We start from the raw sequence: 18,855 nt of genomic DNA on the forward strand, positions 1-18,855 counted from the left end.
TTGTGCTTTTTGTTTTATTTATGATAATTCTTATTCTAAAACACAATCAAAATTCACTAAATTTGTGCTTCTTGGTTTTTATTCAAAACCGTAAACTTTAAAACTGTTTTTACTTAATGTCGAGTATTATTCAATTACTTCCTGATCACGTTGCTAACCAGATTGCTGCTGGAGAAGTGGTTCAAAGACCCGCTTCAGTTGTAAAAGAACTGTTAGAAAATGCTGTTGATGCAAAGGCAACTGATATCAAGTTGATTATAAAAGATGCCGGCAAATCTTTGGTTCAGGTTATTGATAATGGTCAGGGAATGACGGTTACAGATGCGCGTTTGTGTTTTGAGCGCCATGCTACGTCAAAAATTCGCCAGGCCGAGGATTTGTTTTCGCTTCATACAAAAGGTTTTCGCGGTGAGGCTTTGGCTTCTATTGCTGCGATTGCACATATGGAAATGAAAACAAAACAGGATCAGGATGAATTAGGAACGCATATTGTAATCGAAGGAAGTAAATTTATTTCGCAGGAAGTAGCCGTTTTACCAAAAGGAACTTCATTTGCTGTTAAAAATTTATTTTTTAATATTCCGGCGCGTCGTAATTTCTTAAAATCAGATACAGTTGAGTTTCGTCATGTTATGGATGAATTTCAGCGTGTAGCTTTGGCACATCCAAACATTCATTTTAGTTTTTATCATAACGGAAGTGAATTGTATAATTTGCCTGCCGCGGGATATCGCCAACGAATTGTTGGGATTATGTCCGGTAAAACAAATGAAAAATTAGTTCCGGTTACAGAAGATACAGAAATAATAAATGTTCAGGGTTTTGTTTGTAAACCTGAATTTGCAAAGAAAAACAGAGGGGAGCAATTCTTTTTTGTAAACGATCGTTTCATAAAAAGTGGTTATTTGCACCATGCTGTTATGGCGGCTTATGACGGACTTTTGAAAGATGGTTCGCAACCTAGTTACTTTTTGTTTCTTCAAGTTCCGCCAAATACAATAGATATCAATATTCATCCGACAAAAACAGAAATTAAGTTTGATGATGAACAAGCTTTGTATGCCATTTTAAGAGCGTCTATAAAGCATAGTTTAGGACAATTTAATGTGGCTCCGGTTTTGGATTTTGAAAGAGATGCAAATTTAGATACGCCCTATCATTATAAAGATTTAGAAGCCGAAACGCCAACCATTCAGGTTGATGGAAGCTTTAATCCGTTTACAGACGATAAAACCAATCAACATTATACAAAGGCTGCTTCGGGCTATAGCTCAGGATCAGGCTCATCATATAGTTCCGGATCCGGATCGTCGTCTTCTGGTTCTTCTTATTCCGGTTATTCTAAGAGAGTTGAGCCTACAACAAGCTGGGAAAGTTTGTATGTTGGTCTGGATGTAGAAAATACAGAGAGTATCGAGAGTTCACCATTTACATTTGAAAATGAAGAAGTAACCTCTTCTTTGTTTAATGATGATGAGGTAGAACAAGCAAGTCAGAAAACGTATCAGATTCATAAAAAATATATTGTTTCGCCTATTAAATCGGGAATGGTGATTGTAGATCAGCAACGTGCACATCAGCGTATTTTGTATGAGCAATTCCTTTTGAACATGACAGTGAATCAGGCTTCAAGTCAGCAATTACTTTTTCCGCTGGATTTATTTTATTCGGCAGCAGAAATGGAATTAATTGAAGAATTAAAACCTTCATTGGAAACTACCGGATTTGTGTTTGATGAAGCAAAAACAGATCATGTTGTAATTTCGGGAATTCCTGTAAATATTACCGAGAGTGAAGTTTCTATGGTAATTGAGCAATTGTTAAGTGATTTGCAGGACGGAATTCCGGCGAGCAGTTACAGTCAGAATGATACGATAGCCAAATCAATGGCAAAAAGTTTAGCGGTTAAAACAGGATCTTATTTAACCGAAAAAGAACAAGATAATTTAGTAAACGGTTTGTTTGCTTGCAAAGATCCAAATATATCACCTTTTCAGAAACCTACTTTTATCACGATGCGTGTTGAAGATATAGATAAAAAGTTTGCCTTATGATGAATATGACCCCAGTTGTAAAACAACTTCTTATAGTTAATATTATATTTTTTATCGGCTCTCAGTTAGTGCCGATTACGTATGATTATTTTATGCTTTTTTATCCTGAAAGCGATAGTTTTAGGGTTTGGCAGCTTTTTACTCATATGTTTATGCACGCCAAATTGCCAAATTTTGCTCATATTTTATTTAATATGTTTGCATTATGCAGTTTTGGATCTGCGTTAGAGCATTTTTGGGGAGGTAGAAAATTCTTATTCTTTTATATTTCATGCGGTCTTGGAGCAGCCTTATTGCATACAGGAGTAAATTACCTGCAGCTACAATCACTTTTAAGCTCGGTATCTGATTTGAATTTTTCTAAATCAGAATTGCATTTAATTTTAAATGCGGATTATCCATCTTTATTTGATGCAAGCGGAAAAATGGTACAAGGTGAGATTGCAACTATTTTAAATAAAGCGCATTGTACACAAGAGCAGTTTAATTCTTTGGCACAGGCAAGTGCAATTGTTCAGTCTCCTGTTTTGGGGGCTTCCGGAGCAATTTATGGATTACTTACGGCTTTTGCGTTTATGTTTCCTAATGCACAGTTAGGACTAATGTTTATTCCTGTTCCAATTAAAGCAAAATATTTTGTGCCGGGAATTTTAGCAATAGATTTATTTTTAGGATTCAAAGGAAGTTCTCTGTTTGGAAGCGGTGGAACAGGAATTGCGCACTTCGCACACGTTGGTGGTGCAATAACTGGTTTCTTAATGATGCTTTACTGGAAAAAAACTCAGTTTAATAACAATCGTTGGAATTAATTTTTAACTTTAATTAATTAACTTTAAAAACCAAAAGAAGACTTTATGAATATTCTTGACGATTTAAAACTGCAATATAGATTGGGTGGTATAGCAATGCGCGTTATCTATTGGAATGTCGCTTGTTTCTTGATTTCTTTAGTTTTTTTCTATCAGTATTCCGGTGGAGGTTTTAATTACCCAAATTGGTTGGCATTATCTTCAGACCCACAGGTTTTTATGTTTAAGCCGTGGACGTTTTTAACGTATGCGTTTTTTCATTTTGGATTTATGCATTTGCTATTCAATATGATGGTTTTAAATTTTGCAAGTAATTTGTTTTTAACGTTTTTTACTCAAAAGCAATATTTAGGTTTGTATATTTTAGGTGCAATTTTTTCAGGAATTGTTTTTGCCTTAAGTTTTTATATTTTAGGAAATTCAGCTTCTATAGTTGGAGCTTCTGCTGCAATTATGGCAATTTTAGTTGCTGTAACGACCTATCAGCCTTTAATGAATATTCGTTTATTCCTTTTTGGGAATGTGAAACTTTGGCATATAACCGGAGTAATTTTAATATTAGATTTAATGCAGTTCCGTCTTGAAAATATGGGCGGACATATTTCGCATTTAGCCGGAGCATTTTTCGGTTTTATATTTATAAAATTGCTTCAAAATGGTACAGATTTAAGTATCATTGTTTCAAAAGTATTAGACTTTTTTACTAATCTTTTCAGAAAATCCCCAACGACCCCATTTACAAAAGTTCATAAGAATTACAAAAAACCTACAGAAAAAGTAACATCAAGAATTGTAACAAAAGACAAAACGCAACAACAAATTGATGAGATTTTGGATAAGATTAGTCAGTCTGGCTATGATTGTCTGACAAAAGAAGAAAAAGAGTTTTTATTTAAAGCTGGAAAATAATCCTTTTAGGCAATAATATGAAAAACCTTTCGTGGTTTAATAAAATAATGTTCTTTCTGAACATAGTACTAACTGTGCTTACATTTAGTGTTTATGTTTTACCTTTTTTAGCACCTAAGAGCTTTCCGCTTTTATCGGTGCTTACGTTGTTTATGCCGGCTTTTTTTGTGTTAAACGGGTTCTTCTTTGTTTACTGGGCAATTCAGTTTAAAAAAAGGCTTATTTTATCTGGGTTGGTTTTGCTTACAGGAATTACTTTTATCAGTAAGTTTTACAAGTTCTCTGCAAAAGACTATGTCAAAGAAGAAAAAGATTTCTCTGTAATGAGTTATAATGTTCGTCTTTTTAATGTTTTTAAATGGCTGGATCGTGATGATATCCCGGAGATGATCAAGGCGTTTATAGACGAAAAAGATCCTGATATTTTATGTATACAGGAATATTCAAATTCGGCTCATATTGACCTGAAGGTTTATCCGCATCGTTATATTTTTATTGATGGAAATAAAATTAAAACCGGACAGGCAATTTTTTCTAAGTTTCCAATTTTATATGAAGGAAATATAATCTTCCCTAATTCGGATAATAATGTTATTTACGCTGATATAAAGCGTGGTAAAGATATTATACGTGTATATAACATGCACTTGCAGTCTATTAAAATCTCGCCGGATGTGAATGAGATTTCGAATGATATTGATAATGTAAATAAGAAAAAGTCTCAGCTTATCTACTCAAGAATAAGTAAAGGATTTAGACAACAGCAGGAACAGGCTGAGATATTCAGAGACAATATTAAGCAATGTAAAAACCCGATTATTATTTGTGGCGATATGAATAATAGCCCCTTTTCATATGTTTACCGAAACATTAAAGGAAAACTAAAAGATGCTTTTGAAGAGGCGGGAGAAGGCTTTGGTGCGACTTATAAGTTTAAATATTATCCGGCGCGAATAGATTATATTTTTACTGACAATACGATGAAAGTAAAACAGTTTGAAAGTTTTCCTGATTTTGAAAATTCTGATCATTATCCAATAATGACAAGGCTTTCAATGGAGTAAAGCTAAAATAAATAAATTCCAAATTTTTTAAATTCCAAATTCCAAATCAAAAAAAATAAAACTAAAGGCCTATTATTTTTTGTGTTTTTAGATAATCTACAGCAAATTTCCCTTCATTAAACATCAGGTCAAGAACACTTAAATTGTTGATAAAACCATGTTTGTCATCAAAAACCTGGGTGTATTTTTCAAAAGTATTTGGATCTTTTTTTCCGTTTGCTAAATATCTGAAATCAGAAACGTTTTCCAGTTCGTGAAAGTATTCGGTAGTTTTTCCGAACTCTAATTTCATTCGAAGGCACTTTGTAACAATATCAAATACTTCGAGGTTTAAATCCATTAAATAAGTGTGTTTTTTTTCGAAAACAGGCGCAATGTCATCTTCGAAAAATTCGAAGAAAGGAGAGCTTCTGTACGCGGCTTCAAGGGATTTGAAATGTTGTTTCTGCCAGTCAAAATCGTTTTCAATTAAAACATCTTTCGTCTTTTGATAAGCATTTTTGGAATGTTTTATTGGAATGTTTAATAGCTGAATTCCATTCGGACTATAAATATAAGTACGATTTCTGTTGGTCTGCTTCTGGAAATTATCTTCCATCTCAAAAGTAATAGTTTCAGATTGCGCCATTACTGCAAAGTGACTAATTGAAGGGAAATAAGTAGGAAGTAGTATAGAATTCATTGTATGTCTAAAGTTTTAAAGTCAAAAGTCAAAAGTCATAAAACAAGTTTTTAAGCTTGACTTTATGACTTTAGACTTTCAAACGTTTGACTATTTTTATTTAAGCTTTATTTTCTTTTATTTTTCTCCAGACAAAATCTCCAACGAAATAAAGAGCCAGAACAATTAAGAAATATTTAAAGTAAGATTGCGGTTGTCCTTCACCGTCTACAGTAGTGAATACCCTGTTCCATCTGATTTTATTAATTCCCTTGCCGTTAGTATCCCAGCTCATCCAGATGAAAACTGGTTTTCCAACAATATGATCGTCCGGAGTGTATCCAAAATAACGAGCGTCAAGTGAATTGTGACGATTGTCTCCCATCATCCAGTAATAGTTTTTCTGGAATGTATAGGTTGTTGCAGGTTTTCCGTCAATTATGATTTCAGAATCTTTGACTTCTAATTTATGGCCTTCATAGTTTGAGATGATTTCTTTGTATAAAGGCAATACTTTTGTGTTTAAAGCAACTGTTTTTCCAGCTTGCGGAATGTAAATTGGTCCCATATTGTCGCAACTCCAGTTGTTTGTTGTAGATGGTTTTCCGTCCTGATAATCCGGGAAAATACCATCTTCAGGACCTTTTACGATTTCTCTTTTTACACCGGTAATTCCTGGTGTGCTTTTTAATCGGTCAACACTTGCCTGAGTTAATGCTCTAAAATAAAGAGTATCTCTGTTTTTACCAGTAAAACCGGCTCCGTCAGTAATGTCTAATTCTTTTAAAAGGGCTTCGAAATCAATAGGTGTTTTTCCGTCATAACCAACAGAATAAGAATATTGAGGTTTGGCTCTTTCTGGTAATATTAATTCTTTTCCGTTTATAAAAACAATACCATTTTTAATTTGTAATGAGTCACCTGGAATACCAACGCAACGTTTTACATAATTGGTTTTTTTGTCAATTGGTTTGTAGTAAAATTTATCGGCAGGAATGTACATGTTATATGCTGTGTCTCTAGGCCAGTTGAATACTACAATATCATTGTTTTTTATTTTTTCAAAAGCAGGAAGTCTTAAATAAGGCAATTGTGGCCAGCTCAAATACGATTTAATTTTGGCAAACGGGATCGTGTCATGAACCATTGGCAAAGCAACAGTAGTCATAGGAACTCTAGGGCCATAATTTAATTTACTTACAAAAAGGAAATCTCCAATTAATAACGATTTTTCTAATGAAGAAGACGGAATTGTATAAGGTTGTACAACGTAAGTGTGTACTAAAGTTGCTACTATTACGGCAAAAAGAAGAGAGCTTACTGTATCTGCGGTTTTGTTTTCAGGAGTGAGCGTTCTATTAGCGTTGTATTCTAATTTCTGAGTGTAGTTTACATAATAGATATAAAATCCAAATGTAAAAATTCCAAGAATAGTGTCTAAGGTTGTTTTTTTGCCAAAAGTTCTTAATGTCTCTACCCAAACTACCGGAAACATAATTAAGTTGATAATTGGTATGAAAAGAAGTAAAGTCCACCAGGTTGGTCGGCTGATTATTTTCATTAAAACAATAGCGTTGTACACCGGAATTGCAGCTTCCCAGCTTTTTCTTCCTGCTGCCTGATATAGTTTCCAGGTTCCCAGAAAATGAATAATCTGTACTGCTAAGAAAAATACGAACCAAAGATATAGTGTCATAATATTTTGTTTATAGTTTTAGGTTTAAGATTTTAATTGCTCTTAAACTCTATCAGTTTATTTTAAATTTAGAACATCTTTCATGCTGAAAATTCCTTTTTTTCCAACAATCCATTCAGCAGCAATAACAGCTCCCAAGGCAAAACCTTCACGATTGTGAGCAGTATGTTTTAATTCGATACTGTCAACAACTGAGTCGTAAGTTACGGTGTGAGTTCCCGGAACATCGCCAATTCTTTTTGCTTCAATGTGAATTTCATTTTTAGCAGCTTCTTCTAAAGTCCAGTTGTTATAATTGCTGTTTTCAATAACACCTTTTGCTAATGAAATCGCTGTTCCGCTTGGTGCATCCAGTTTTTGAGTATGGTGAATTTCTTCCATTGTAACTTTATAAGAATCAAATTGAGCCATTATTTTAGCTAAATACTCATTAAGTTCGAAGAAAATATTAACGCCTAAACTAAAATTAGAACTTGAAATAAATGCACCTTGTTTTTCATTACAAAGTTTTACCATTTCATCATAATGTTCTAACCATCCTGTGGTTCCTGAAACAACAGGAACATTTGCGTTAAAACTATTTGATATATTGTCAACGGCTGCAGTTGGAATACTGAAGTCGATTGCGACATCTGCGGTTGAAAGTCCGTCGTATGTGTTGAATTCGTCTTTCTTTAAAACAATTTCATGACCTCTTTCTAAAGCAATTCTTTCGATTACTTTACCCATTTTTCCGTATCCTAAAAGCGCAATTTTCATTTTGTAAGTGTTTGTTAATTTTAAATAGAAAGAAACTATTTAAAAATGATAATTAAAAGTTAGTCCAACATTTGGTTTAAAAGTTACATCGGCGGGATAAATCTCCGGACGTAATGATAATCTTTCGTTTACGTTGAATTGAATCAATGCCGCATCAACATTGGCATCGATAATGTTTAAGACATAAAAACCAACAACAAATAAAGCAGATAAATCTCTGTTTCTCTGATAGAATTTTTGTCCGGCAATAAGTCTGCTGTCGTCTAGATAGTCGTACTTACCGCCAGTTCCCGGGCCGTAACCTTCGAGTCTACGTTTGTATTCGTCCCGATAATCGTGGTATTTTTTGTTGTTGTCTATGTAAAAGTATAAACTGGTACCAATAGCACCGTATACAATTGGAATTTTCCAGTATTTTTTATTGTAAGCCTGACCTAATCCTGGTAGAATTGCAGAGTAAAATGCTGCTTTTGCTGGTGTCAGCGGGTCTATTTCTTCTAACTTGGTAGTGTCTTTAGCGACCAAAACCGTTTCTTCTTTTGACTGAGCAAAAAGAGAAACGGTTCCTATTAGAAAGAACAATAAACTTATGGGGACAATCTTATTCACTATCCGTTTATTAATTTTATAATTCTGTTAAAGTCAGCTTCAGAACTAAAAGGAATTGTAATCTTTCCTTTTCCGTTGCCTGCGACTTTGATATCAACTTTTGAACCAAAATAATCGTTAAAAGAATTTTTTTGTGTTTCTCTAACCATAAAAGAAGAATCTGCTTTTGGCTTTCCTTCTGCTTTTGGCTGCTGTCCTTCGTGGTAATTTTTAACTAAAGCTTCAGTTTCGCGAACAGAAAGGTTCTGGCTTACGATTTTTTGGTAAATATCAGTCTGAACATCTAAATCTTCAATGTTGATAATTGCTCTACCGTGTCCCATGCTAATAAAACCGTCACGAATACCAGTTTGGATAATCGGGTCTAATTTTAAAAGACGTAAATAGTTGGCAATCGTAGAACGTTTTTTTCCAACGCGCTCACTCATTTGCTCTTGTGTTAATTGAATTTCATCAATTAAACGTTGGTAAGAAAGTGCAATCTCGATTGGGTCTAAGTCATGACGCTGAATATTTTCAACCAAAGCCATTACTAAAGACTCATTGTCATTAGCAATACGAATATAGGCAGGAACGTGAGTTAGTCCAACTAAAGTTGAAGCACGCAAACGACGCTCTCCAGAGATTAACTGATATTTGTTGAAGTCTAATTTACGAACAGTAATAGGTTGAATCACACCAAGTTCTTTAATAGAAGTGGCTAATTCGCGTAATGATTCTTCGTTAAAATTGCTTCTTGGCTGAAATGGATTTATTTCGATAGCACTTATTTCAAGCTCAATAATATTTCCAACAACCTTATCAGCATTTTTGTCTTCTACTGATGAAATGTCGTTTTCCGGATCTTTTAGTAATGCTGATAATCCTCTTCCTAAGGCTTGTTTTTTAATTGCTTTTGTCATAAAAACTATTTGCTGTTTTTCTTTATAATTTCCTGAGCTAAATTAATGTAATTAACTGCTCCTTTGCTTGTTGCGTCATAGTTAATGATGCTTTCTCCAAAACTTGGTGCTTCGCTTAATTTTACATTACGCTGAATAACGGTTTCAAAAACCATGTCGTTAAAGTGTTTTTGAACCTCTTCGACAACCTGATTAGATAAACGTAATCTTGAATCATACATTGTAAGTAATAATCCTTCGATATCAAGATCAGGGTTATGAATTTTTTGAATACTTTTTATAGTGTTCAATAATTTTCCTAATCCTTCAAGTGCAAAATACTCACATTGAATAGGAATAACTACTGAATCTGCAGCTGTCAAAGCATTTAAGGTTAATAAACCTAAAGAAGGAGCACAATCGATAATGATAAAATCATATTCTTCTTTTGCTTCTTCCAATGCTTTTTTAAGCATATACTCACGGTTTTCTTTGTCAACCAATTCAATTTCGATCGCAACAAGGTCAATGTGAGCAGGGATCACGTCAACATTTGGAGCTGTACATTTTAAAATGGCTTCTTTTGGTGTTACAGTATGTTCAAGAATTTGATAAGTTCCTGTTTCAACTGATTCTACGTCAATTCCAAGACCAGATGTAGCATTGGCCTGAGGATCAGCGTCGATTAGTAATACTTTTTTCTCTAAAACACCTAATGAGGCAGCAAGATTTACTGATGTAGTAGTCTTTCCAACGCCTCCTTTTTGATTAGCAATAGCAATGATTTTGCCCATTTATTTTCTGAATTTTGAACCGTAAAAATACAATTATTTATGGTTTCTGAAAATCTATTTTGTTAACATTTAAGAAAGTTCGATTAATCGTGGTATGGTGCGTGTTTCCAAGAATTTAATTTTGGAAATTGTAAAAAAATAGTGAGAAAATTTTGTGCTGTTTTCTTCTTCTTTTTGTTTAAAAAGCACTAGTTTATCGTTTAATCAGAAAAAAGTGCTTAAATATTAAATCCGGGTTCAAAATAAAATAGCAGATTAGATTGTAGTGGAAAAAATGTCATTTGAAAAAATGAAAAGACTTTTGTAGGGATGCGATAACCTTTTGGTTTTACAATTTATACTCAAAATTAATATCTTGAAGATGTCTTTTTGCGCCACGTTTTTTTATTTTGGTTTCTAGATTAACCGCCTCAGATCGTGAGCTGGTCTGGATTTTGTAAACTAGCTTCCAAGGTATTCCATTTTTTGTAGATAATGATTGTCCACTGTTATGTCTTTTAAGTCTGTCATCAATATCATTTGTTTGACCGATATAAAACTTTTCTTTTGTACTGCTATAGAGAATATAAACGAAAAACATAAGACTTGGAATTAAAATGAAAAAGCCGAACATTTCTGTTCGGCTTTTGTCGGGGTGGCAGGATTCGAACCTGCGGCCTCCTGCTCCCAAAGCAGGCGCGATAACCGGGCTACGCTACACCCCGTAGCTTTGCTTATGATTGTTACTGTGGTCTTCCCGCCTTAGAGCGGGACACGATAACCGGGCTACGCTACACCCCGAAGATGTATTTTGTTGTAGTGCCCGAAAGCGGTTGCAAAGATAGAAATAAATTTCATTTAGAAAAGAAAAAAATGAAAATAAATAAAACTTATTTTCGGATAGTTATTTCAGATTTATTTTAGATGTTATTTTTTATAATAAAGGTTACATTTGCAACACAAAAAAAACATACACATTATGTCAGATACAATCGAAAAAATTAAATGCCTTATTATAGGTTCTGGCCCGGCAGGTTATACTGCGGCTATTTATGCAGCCAGAGCAAATATGAATCCGGTTTTATACCAAGGTATGCAGCCTGGGGGTCAGTTGACTACAACAAATGAAGTAGAAAATTTTCCTGGATATGTTGATGGTGTTACAGGACCGGAAATGATGATTCAGTTACAGGAACAAGCAAAACGTTTTGGTGCTGATATTCGTGATGGATGGGCTACTAAAGTTGATTTTTCAGGAGATATTCATAAAGTTTGGATTAATGATACAATCGAATTACACTGTGAAACTGTAATTATTTCTACAGGTGCTTCGGCTAAATATTTAGGATTACCATCAGAGCAACATTACCTAAACATGGGTGGTGGAGTTTCGGCTTGTGCAGTTTGTGACGGATTTTTCTACAGAAATCAAGAAGTTGTGATTGTTGGAGCAGGAGATTCTGCTTGTGAAGAAGCACATTATTTGTCTAAACTTTGTAAAAAAGTTACTATGTTGGTAAGAAGTGAGAAATTCAGAGCTTCAAAAATCATGGAAGATCGTGTTCGTAAAACAGAGAATATCGAGATTTTAATGAACCACGATACTGTTGAAGTAGTAGGAGATAATCAGGTAGTTCATGCTATTAAAGCATTAAACAAAACTACTGGTGAAGTTATCGAAATTCCTGCAACTGGTTTCTTTGTTGCAATTGGGCACAAACCAAACACAGATATTTTTAAAGATTACATCACATTAGATGAAACAGGGTATATTATTAATACTCCCGGAACTTCTAATACAAATGTAGCGGGTGTTTTTGTAGCGGGTGATGCTGCAGACCACGTTTACCGTCAGGCGATTACTGCTGCGGGTACAGGTTGTATGGCTGCATTGGACGCTGAAAGATATTTGGCTTCAAAAGACTAAATTTTTAGTTTCAGGTTTTAGGTTTTCTTTGTTTCAAGTTAGCCTAACTATATAAAAACAAAAAGTCCCTTTCAACGAAAGGGACTTTTTGTTTTATGTGAAACTTGAAACTTGAAAAACCTGAAACAAAAATTATTTTATCTTCTTCATCAATTTAGCTTCTTCAGAAAAACGGGTTAATTGTATGGCCGGATTTCCAAAAAGGGAAAGTTCTGCTTTGTCTCCAACAGCAAGCGAAAGTGTAGTTTCGGCTAAAATTGTACCCACTGCATAATTCTCAGCCGTTACATTAGCATCTTTTAAAGTGAATTTTGTTCCTGTAAAGATTGAATTATTATCTAGACGAATCGTTGCTTTTTCAGCAATACCTTCAATTGTTGCGGTTGCTTTTTGATATAAATCGCATTTGAATTTTATAGCAGAAACTAATGATTTAATTGCGGCATTTTTGCTTAATTGAATACTTGCATCTTCTGCTTTTAGATTTATTTCAGCTCTTGATTTGTCATCAGAAACTAGATTGAATTTTTTTGCATTAACATTTAAAAAGAGTTTTGAATAATCAACACTATTAAAAGTAATATCGTCTAATTTTAATTCCTGAATGGCATAAATTACAGCTTCATTTTTTGCAATAACTTTATTCAGAGTACCAGTATAAATAACATGAACAGTTAATTTTTTAAAAATAGTACTTTCTTTAGAGGTATATAAACGTAACGTTTTATCTCGTAAATCCATACCAACAATATCGTGTAGGTTATCATCGGCTTCAATTTTTATTTCGTTTTTCTCGCCACGTTCCAGGTAAACTTCCAAATTGTCATCTACTTCGAGTCCGTCAAAACTTTCCACTTCTTTTATAGATGTGGTTACAATCTTAGTTCCTTTTACTTTTTCTCTTTTTTGAGCAAAGGTTAATGTAGTAATACATAATAATAGGAACAGGGCAGTACTTTTTTTCATTAATTCTAGATTTGATTTTGACAAATATAAAAGAAATCATCCACTTTGGGTGAATGATTTCTTTTATATTTAACACATATATAAGGTTTAGCCTTTATTAATGTTTCCTCCTGAGCTTTGACTTTTCTCGATAGTTTTAGGCGTAATGTCATAACTAATGTTTCCGCCGCTGCTTGCCTGAGCTTTAAGACTTACAATTGGGTGAACACTTACAGTTCCTCCGCTTGACGCATCTGCATCGATATCATTTGCCAGTAATTTTGTAGCTTCAATAGATCCTCCGCTTGATACCGAAGTTTTTACTTTTAAGGCTTTTCCTGTAATATTTATAGAACTTCCGCTATCAGAATCCAAGGCAATATTATCCGACTCTACATTAACATCCATAGACGCTGCACTTGAAGCTTCTAACTGAACGTTCTCGCCTGTAAGTACATTTTTGCTGTGAACAGATGAAGCGCTTGATGCTTCTATTTTTTCAATTTTCGGCATTTTTACTGTAACCTTTTTCATGGTTACATTTCGGTATGAATTGAATTTACATGAAATTACTAATGTTCCGTTTTCCACTTTTGTAATAATTTCTTTTTGTAAATTATCGTCAGCTTCAACTTTAATTTCGGTCGAATCAGATTGCTCGATTACCAGGTCAATTGCATTGCTTACTGATATATTTTTAAAATCGCCCTGAACAGTTCTTTTTTCCGTAGTTACATTTCCGCTTCCTTCAATGGCATTCATGTTAAAGTTACAAGAAGCAAACAATAGTGCAGTAATAGTGGCAATTATAAATTTCGTAATATGAATGATTATTTTTATCATGGTTTAGTTAATTTTAATTATGACTCCGTTTTTATCAGTGGTTAGCTTTCCGTTTGTTTTTTTTCCGTTTAAAACTTCTTTTCCATTAATTTTAATCGAAACTTCTTTTACAGTATCGTTGTCGATAGTGTTCTCGTCATTATAGTCATTATCATTGTCATTGTATTCGTTTTCATCTGCCGGGCAGTTTAAACATTTTATTTTAGAACCTTCTACTTTATAGTTATAGTTACCACTAAAGTGTAAGTCGAAAAAATCATTCTCAGAATCGTCATAATCTTGTATCGATGAATCTGGTTTAAAAAGTTGTCCTTCCGGCAGATACAAATATACATCAACTTCTTGTCCTCTAAACTTATTTTTTACATCTGTCAGAAAATAATTATCTAAAATCAAATGATTTCCGTTAATCTGAAGGTTGTAATTAATTTTTTCGGCTCTTTGTTTTGCACTTGCTAATGAATTTCCTCTTGCACTTTTTTCAATCTGCATATAAGGAGAAGCTTCGTCAGTACGCAAAACATGTATGCGAACATCGTTTGAATAGATTAGATCATGGTTTGCAGAATCTTGAACAAATTCAAATTCTCTATGGTGATTCAGACTTTTTGCGTAATAATCATTGTACCTGAATTTTACAAAAAGAGTATCTGTCGGTTTAATGTTGATCGCTTTTTTCTCAACCGTTTTATTATCATAAGATATTTCGGTGGCTTGTTTGATTCCAATACTAATTACAATCGCAATGGCAATAATCCAAATTGCTAACAAGGTATATTTTGTAATATTTCCAATTGATTTTAAGTTTGGAGATAACAATTTAAAACCTAATAATGTTAGAAAGAAAAATGGAATTCCAACAGCAAAAAGCATCAATAATCCAAAAGACCAAAGCGGATATTCTGTAAAGTTTCCTGCTTCAATAAAGTTTTGCCAAGGAAAATCAATAAATACATTTGATCCTAAAGTAAACACTCCAATCAATAATAATATTAAAGTGGTAATTCCTGCCATGATTAAAATTACACCTAAAAATTTAGCGAATATTTTAAAAACCGTCATGACAAAGTCTCCAAATGAACTACTTATTCTCTCAGCTCCCGACTTTACCTGGTTTCCCATTTTATCATAATCTGCGTTTTTGAACTTGTCAGACAATGAGTCAATTTCTTCACGAACTTTTTTTTCGATGTTAGAAATTGTAACCGGTTCTCCTGTCATTTCCAGTTTTTCTGAAGTTGTAATTGCTTCAGGAGTCACGATCCAAAGTACAAAGTAAGCCAAGATTCCTGTTCCAAAACCTGCAAAAACAAATACTAAGAATATGATTTTAATCCAAACAGCATCAATTCCAAAATAATGTCCTAGACCTGTTGCAACACCACCAATCATACCTTTTTCTTTGTCACGATATAATTTTTTGTGTTTTCTTGCACCATAATTATTAAACGATTGATTTTGATTGTCTTCATCCTCGATTCTGTAATCTTCCGGTTGTCCCATCACTGTAATCACCTCGTCAACATCTTTCAAGCCAACAACATGTTTTTCACTTTTTTGTTTTTCTGTTAATAATTCAGAAACACGCATTTCGATGTCTTTAATAATTTCATCTTGTCCAGATGAATTGTTCAATGATCGTTTTATAGCGTCAAAATAGCGTGTCAATTTTAAATATGCGTCTTCATCGATGTGAAAAAACATACCGCCTAAGTTAATATTTACTGTTTTGTTCATGACTTATTGATTTTGATTGGTGATTAGATTTACGGCATCAGATAATTCTGTCCAGGTGCCGTTAAGTTCGTTTAAAAATGTTTGTCCTATCTCGGTTAATCCATAATATTTTCGTGGTGGCCCTGAGGTTGATTCTTCCCATCGATAATTAAGCAAACCGTCATTTTTCAATCGGGTTAAGAGCGGATAAACAGTGCCCTCAACAACTAATAATTTGGCGTTTTTTAAGGTGTCTAATATTTCAGATGTATATGCGTCTTTTTCTTTTAATACGGATAAGATGCAAAACTCAAGAACACCTTTGCGCATCTGTGCTTTTGTGTTTTCAATGTTCATAATTTCATTTTGTTTTTTTTAGATTGAACAATTCGTTTTTTGATTGATGATGATTGATTGATGATTGATTTCGAAACTGTTATTGATGATTGATTGTTTCGACTATAACTTTTAATTTTTTATGTCAGGCTGAGCGAAGTCGAAGCCCTTTCTTATTTACTTTATAAAATTGATTGTCAAAGGATATTTGTACAATTCTCCGTTTGAAGCTTTTATTGAAGCATAAATCACTAAAAAGAATTCAACAAATTTTAAAACTCCGAAAAGTAAAACGGCTGTTGCACCAATACTTAATAATGGAATGTTTCCCTGAAAATCAAAGTTTCTAATTGTATAATTGTCGTCGTTAAAAAAAACTTCCATTGGAATGTTTTGCAATACGACAGTTAAAAAAATCGGAATTGCGATTAAAGCTAAAATCAAAGTGTAAAGCAATAAACTCAATTGAAAATTCAAAGTTTGTTTTCCGTGGTGATTTACAAATTCTGATTTGTCTTTGTAGCTCGACCAGATTATAATTGGGAAAATATAATTCCCAAACGGAATAATGTACTGGCTTAATGTACTTAAATGCGTAAACGCAGCTGTGTTTCTTTCTGATGTTGTTTCCATGATGAGTGGCGTTGTTGTTTCCATGATTAAAAGTATATAGTAATTTCTTATGCAAATATATATCTAAAAGACAGTATCTTGTTTTGCATAGTACCATATATTAACAAAATTTTAACAAGTTTTAAATTTGTAAGTAGGTGGTAATTCCTTGAAAATCATTCTGAGTAGCTGATTTTACTGGGTATTTTGGAAAGTATTACGAATTTATTGTGCGTGCATAGTTTTTTTGTATTTTTACATAAAAAAATAAAATCACATGGCAGTTTCAGTTTCCAAACTCAATAAATTTGTATTATTCAAATTACCATCGGCATACATTTGCGGTGTACGTGTAAAAGCAATCGACAAAGAAAGTTGTGTTGTAAGTGTTAAACACAGATGGATCAATCAAAACCCTTTTAACTCTATGTATTTTGCAGTTCAGGCAATGGCGGCAGAGTTGACAACGGGGGCTTTAGTGATTTCTCAAATTCAGGAAAGCGGAAGAAAAATTTCGATGTTAGTGGCCAACAATAAAGGAAACTTTACCAAAAAAGCTACGGGAAGAATTACATTCGCCTGTAATGACGGACATTTAATTGCCGACGCCATCAAAAGAACTATAGAAACGGGAGAGGGACAAACATTCTGGATGAAATCTATCGGAACAAATGAAGAAGGCGTTCAGGTTTCTGAAATGGATTTTGAGTGGAGCGTTCGTTTGAAATAATTTTATACAGACTCTTAAGAACTTTGTCAAAGTTTTAAACTTTGACAAAGTTTCGAAGGACTAGATAAAAAAAAAGACCTCAAGTGAGGTCTTTTTTCTTGAAATAGAATTTCGATTATTTTTTAACGCAACAAGATTTTTTATCTTTTTTGTCTGTTGATGTTTTCTTGCAGCACGATTCTTTTTTATCTTTTTCTTTTTTAGGAGCAGGTTTTGTTTCCTGGGCCGTTACACCAATTGAAAATAAAGCAGCAGTCAAAATTGTAATTACTTTTGTCATTTTGTTTTAATTGTTTTTTTGTTAGAAGCATTGTATTTGGTAAATCAAATATAGTAACAATTATCAGCGTTGATTCTTACAAAAAGTTAATGTTTTTATAAAAGAAAAGCCTTTGTTTCTTAAAGAAAATTAAAATCCACGAGCAATTTTTCGTTCTTTATATTTTCTTTTTTCAATAACCCAAACAAGTTCGTAGCCTCCTGCGCCATCACCATTACTGGAAGATATGTAGAGAATGTCGTCTTTTTTATTGTAATTTATCTCTGTATAAGAAAGTGCAGGCTCAAATAAATCAGCATAAGCGTTTGCAGGGAGTTCAATAGTTTTACCGCCAATAATGATTGTTATTAATTTATATGAAGTTCTTGGAATATTTCCATCTGTTCCCCAAATTTCTTTCCCGTTAATTTTTGTTAGAAAAGATTTGTCTTTTGAGTATGTAAGTTTTGCTGTTTTTGAATCAAACTTTTTGCTTTCAATAACGATGTTCAGACTATCTTTCTGAAAAATTACTTTTGTTGGAGTTTCTTTTGTTAAAGGGATTTTTGTGAATTCTGATAAATACTTAATCCTGTCTTTGTAAACATAACCGCTTTTGTCATTATTGTTTTTGGAATAATCTATACCAACCCAGTTATTATCGGGTTCGAAACCATAAACGATAAAGCCATTTTCTAATTTATCTGAAATATTATTGCCTTTCTGTGCTTCGCTTCTTATGTTTACATACCCGTCGTTATCTTTTATTATTGCAAATTGAGCATATGATCCGTTACTTAAAAGTAACATTAGAAAGAAAAAAGTAATCTTCATAGGTATTGTTTAATTTAGTAAATCATCATCAATAGTAATATCTATCGATTTAAAAAGTAATCCTTTTTTGTTTTCAAAGAACAGATTATTTATTTCGTTTTGCGATTTGTAAATGATTTTTTTATCCTCGTTTTCAATCTCAATGCTTTTTATAGATTTACTAATCTCAACCATTGTTTCTTCATTCCATCTTCCTCTTCCAAAGTAAATTAATCCTTGATTTTTTTCTGCATTCTGAGGGATTAAATTAAAAACAATTGAATCTCCTTTTTTTATTTCATCTAATTGTTCGTTTTTAACCTCAGCGTTTACTATCAATTTTACTTTTACATTGCTTTTACTGTTATTTGTAAAAAGCATATTCTGTGAAGGATCACAGCTTGTTGATGTTATTGCAGATGTAAGAAGCATTGCAAAATATATTTTCCTCATGTTTTA

21 protein-coding genes and 1 tRNA gene are annotated in these 18,855 nt (G+C 33.2%); 6 read left to right on the plus strand and 16 right to left on the minus strand.

Features of this window, described 5'->3' with window-relative positions:
- The first annotated feature begins 116 nt into the window (after positions 1-116).
- The 4 genes from mutL to KHA98_RS16510 are packed head-to-tail and all read left to right on the plus strand — an operon-like array spanning position 117 to position 4,836.
- A complete protein-coding gene (mutL, locus tag KHA98_RS16495) occupies positions 117-2,054 on the plus strand; it encodes a DNA mismatch repair endonuclease MutL (RefSeq protein ID WP_213259000.1) in 1,938 nt (645 codons plus the stop codon).
- The gene (locus KHA98_RS16500) at positions 2,051-2,863 is read left to right on the plus strand and encodes a rhomboid family intramembrane serine protease (protein WP_379732139.1); all 813 of its coding nucleotides are present in this window, start codon (positions 2,051-2,053) and stop codon (positions 2,861-2,863) included. The genes mutL and KHA98_RS16500 overlap by 4 nt, the downstream gene beginning before the upstream one ends.
- A gap of 45 nt (positions 2,864-2,908) precedes the next feature.
- Positions 2,909-3,772 carry a rhomboid family intramembrane serine protease gene (locus tag KHA98_RS16505; protein WP_213259001.1) on the plus strand — a complete coding sequence of 288 codons (864 nt, stop codon included), beginning with the start codon at positions 2,909-2,911 and terminating at the stop codon, positions 3,770-3,772.
- A gap of 17 nt (positions 3,773-3,789) precedes the next feature.
- Positions 3,790-4,836, plus strand: coding sequence for an endonuclease/exonuclease/phosphatase family protein (locus tag KHA98_RS16510; protein WP_213259002.1), 1,047 nt, complete (start codon positions 3,790-3,792; stop codon positions 4,834-4,836).
- 61 nt (positions 4,837-4,897) lie between these two features.
- On the opposite strand, the gene KHA98_RS16515 is transcribed toward KHA98_RS16510, so the two are convergent.
- The 8 genes from KHA98_RS16515 to KHA98_RS16550 form a co-directional block, all read right to left on the minus strand.
- Positions 4,898-5,518, minus strand: a complete 621-nt coding sequence (locus KHA98_RS16515; protein WP_213259003.1) for a WbqC family protein — start codon at positions 5,516-5,518, stop codon at positions 4,898-4,900.
- Between the two features lie 100 nt (positions 5,519-5,618).
- Positions 5,619-7,193 carry a signal peptidase I gene (gene lepB, locus KHA98_RS16520; RefSeq protein ID WP_213259004.1) on the minus strand — a complete coding sequence of 525 codons (1,575 nt, stop codon included), beginning with the start codon at positions 7,191-7,193 and terminating at the stop codon, positions 5,619-5,621.
- Positions 7,194-7,250: 57 nt separating this feature from the next.
- The gene (dapB, locus tag KHA98_RS16525) at positions 7,251-7,952 is read right to left on the minus strand and encodes a 4-hydroxy-tetrahydrodipicolinate reductase (protein WP_213259005.1); all 702 of its coding nucleotides are present in this window, start codon (positions 7,950-7,952) and stop codon (positions 7,251-7,253) included.
- Positions 7,953-7,991: 39 nt separating this feature from the next.
- On the minus strand, positions 7,992-8,561 hold the full coding sequence (locus tag KHA98_RS16530) for a DUF5683 domain-containing protein (RefSeq protein ID WP_213259006.1): 570 nt from the start codon (positions 8,559-8,561) through the stop codon (positions 7,992-7,994).
- Positions 8,561-9,463 carry a ParB/RepB/Spo0J family partition protein gene (locus KHA98_RS16535; protein ID WP_213259007.1) on the minus strand — a complete coding sequence of 301 codons (903 nt, stop codon included), beginning with the start codon at positions 9,461-9,463 and terminating at the stop codon, positions 8,561-8,563. Before KHA98_RS16535 ends, KHA98_RS16530 begins: the two co-directional genes overlap by 1 nt.
- Before the next feature lie 5 nt (positions 9,464-9,468).
- Complete coding sequence (locus KHA98_RS16540) at positions 9,469-10,236, minus strand: ParA family protein (RefSeq protein ID WP_213259008.1); 768 nt, start codon at positions 10,234-10,236, stop codon at positions 9,469-9,471.
- A gap of 328 nt (positions 10,237-10,564) precedes the next feature.
- On the minus strand, positions 10,565-10,849 hold the full coding sequence (locus tag KHA98_RS23090) for a GIY-YIG nuclease family protein (protein WP_379732145.1): 285 nt from the start codon (positions 10,847-10,849) through the stop codon (positions 10,565-10,567).
- A gap of 16 nt (positions 10,850-10,865) precedes the next feature.
- Positions 10,866-10,940 (minus strand) — tRNA-Pro (locus tag KHA98_RS16550).
- Between the two features lie 254 nt (positions 10,941-11,194).
- On the opposite strand from KHA98_RS16550, the gene trxB reads away from it, so the two are divergent.
- Positions 11,195-12,142, plus strand: coding sequence for a thioredoxin-disulfide reductase (gene trxB, locus KHA98_RS16555; protein ID WP_213259010.1), 948 nt, complete (start codon positions 11,195-11,197; stop codon positions 12,140-12,142).
- A 132-nt stretch (positions 12,143-12,274) separates the two neighbouring features.
- Here the strand turns inward: trxB and KHA98_RS16560 are convergent, their stop codons facing one another.
- The 5 genes from KHA98_RS16560 to KHA98_RS16580 all read right to left on the minus strand — a co-directional run bounded on the left by KHA98_RS16560 (position 12,275) and on the right by KHA98_RS16580 (position 16,639).
- The gene (locus KHA98_RS16560) at positions 12,275-13,108 is read right to left on the minus strand and encodes a GIN domain-containing protein (protein WP_213259011.1); all 834 of its coding nucleotides are present in this window, start codon (positions 13,106-13,108) and stop codon (positions 12,275-12,277) included.
- Positions 13,109-13,195: 87 nt separating this feature from the next.
- Positions 13,196-13,930, minus strand: a complete 735-nt coding sequence (locus tag KHA98_RS16565) for a head GIN domain-containing protein (protein ID WP_213259012.1) — start codon at positions 13,928-13,930, stop codon at positions 13,196-13,198.
- Positions 13,931-13,933: 3 nt separating this feature from the next.
- Positions 13,934-15,667 (minus strand): PspC domain-containing protein, encoded by a 1,734-nt coding sequence (locus KHA98_RS16570; RefSeq protein WP_213259013.1) that lies wholly within the window; start codon positions 15,665-15,667, stop codon positions 13,934-13,936.
- Between the two features lie 3 nt (positions 15,668-15,670).
- Positions 15,671-16,003: a PadR family transcriptional regulator gene (locus tag KHA98_RS16575; protein WP_213259014.1), complete on the minus strand. Its 333-nt coding sequence runs from the start codon at positions 16,001-16,003 to the stop codon at positions 15,671-15,673.
- 156 nt (positions 16,004-16,159) lie between these two features.
- A complete protein-coding gene (locus KHA98_RS16580) occupies positions 16,160-16,639 on the minus strand; it encodes a DUF4870 domain-containing protein (RefSeq protein ID WP_246522370.1) in 480 nt (159 codons plus the stop codon).
- A gap of 232 nt (positions 16,640-16,871) precedes the next feature.
- Between KHA98_RS16580 and KHA98_RS16585 the strand changes: the two genes are divergently transcribed.
- Complete coding sequence (locus tag KHA98_RS16585; RefSeq protein WP_213259015.1) at positions 16,872-17,324, plus strand: DUF4442 domain-containing protein; 453 nt, start codon at positions 16,872-16,874, stop codon at positions 17,322-17,324.
- Positions 17,325-17,439: 115 nt separating this feature from the next.
- On the opposite strand, the gene KHA98_RS16590 is transcribed toward KHA98_RS16585, so the two are convergent.
- The 3 genes from KHA98_RS16590 to KHA98_RS16600 all read right to left on the minus strand — a co-directional run bounded on the left by KHA98_RS16590 (position 17,440) and on the right by KHA98_RS16600 (position 18,849).
- On the minus strand, positions 17,440-17,604 hold the full coding sequence (locus KHA98_RS16590) for a hypothetical protein (RefSeq protein ID WP_213259016.1): 165 nt from the start codon (positions 17,602-17,604) through the stop codon (positions 17,440-17,442).
- A 129-nt stretch (positions 17,605-17,733) separates the two neighbouring features.
- A complete protein-coding gene (locus tag KHA98_RS16595) occupies positions 17,734-18,417 on the minus strand; it encodes an SH3 domain-containing protein (protein WP_213259017.1) in 684 nt (227 codons plus the stop codon).
- Between the two features lie 9 nt (positions 18,418-18,426).
- A complete protein-coding gene (locus KHA98_RS16600; RefSeq protein ID WP_213259018.1) occupies positions 18,427-18,849 on the minus strand; it encodes a hypothetical protein in 423 nt (140 codons plus the stop codon).
- Between the last annotated feature and the right edge of the window lie 6 nt (positions 18,850-18,855).

The organism is Flavobacterium branchiicola (genome assembly GCF_018383905.1).
Taxonomy (GTDB): Bacteria; Bacteroidota; Bacteroidia; order Flavobacteriales; family Flavobacteriaceae; genus Flavobacterium; species Flavobacterium branchiicola.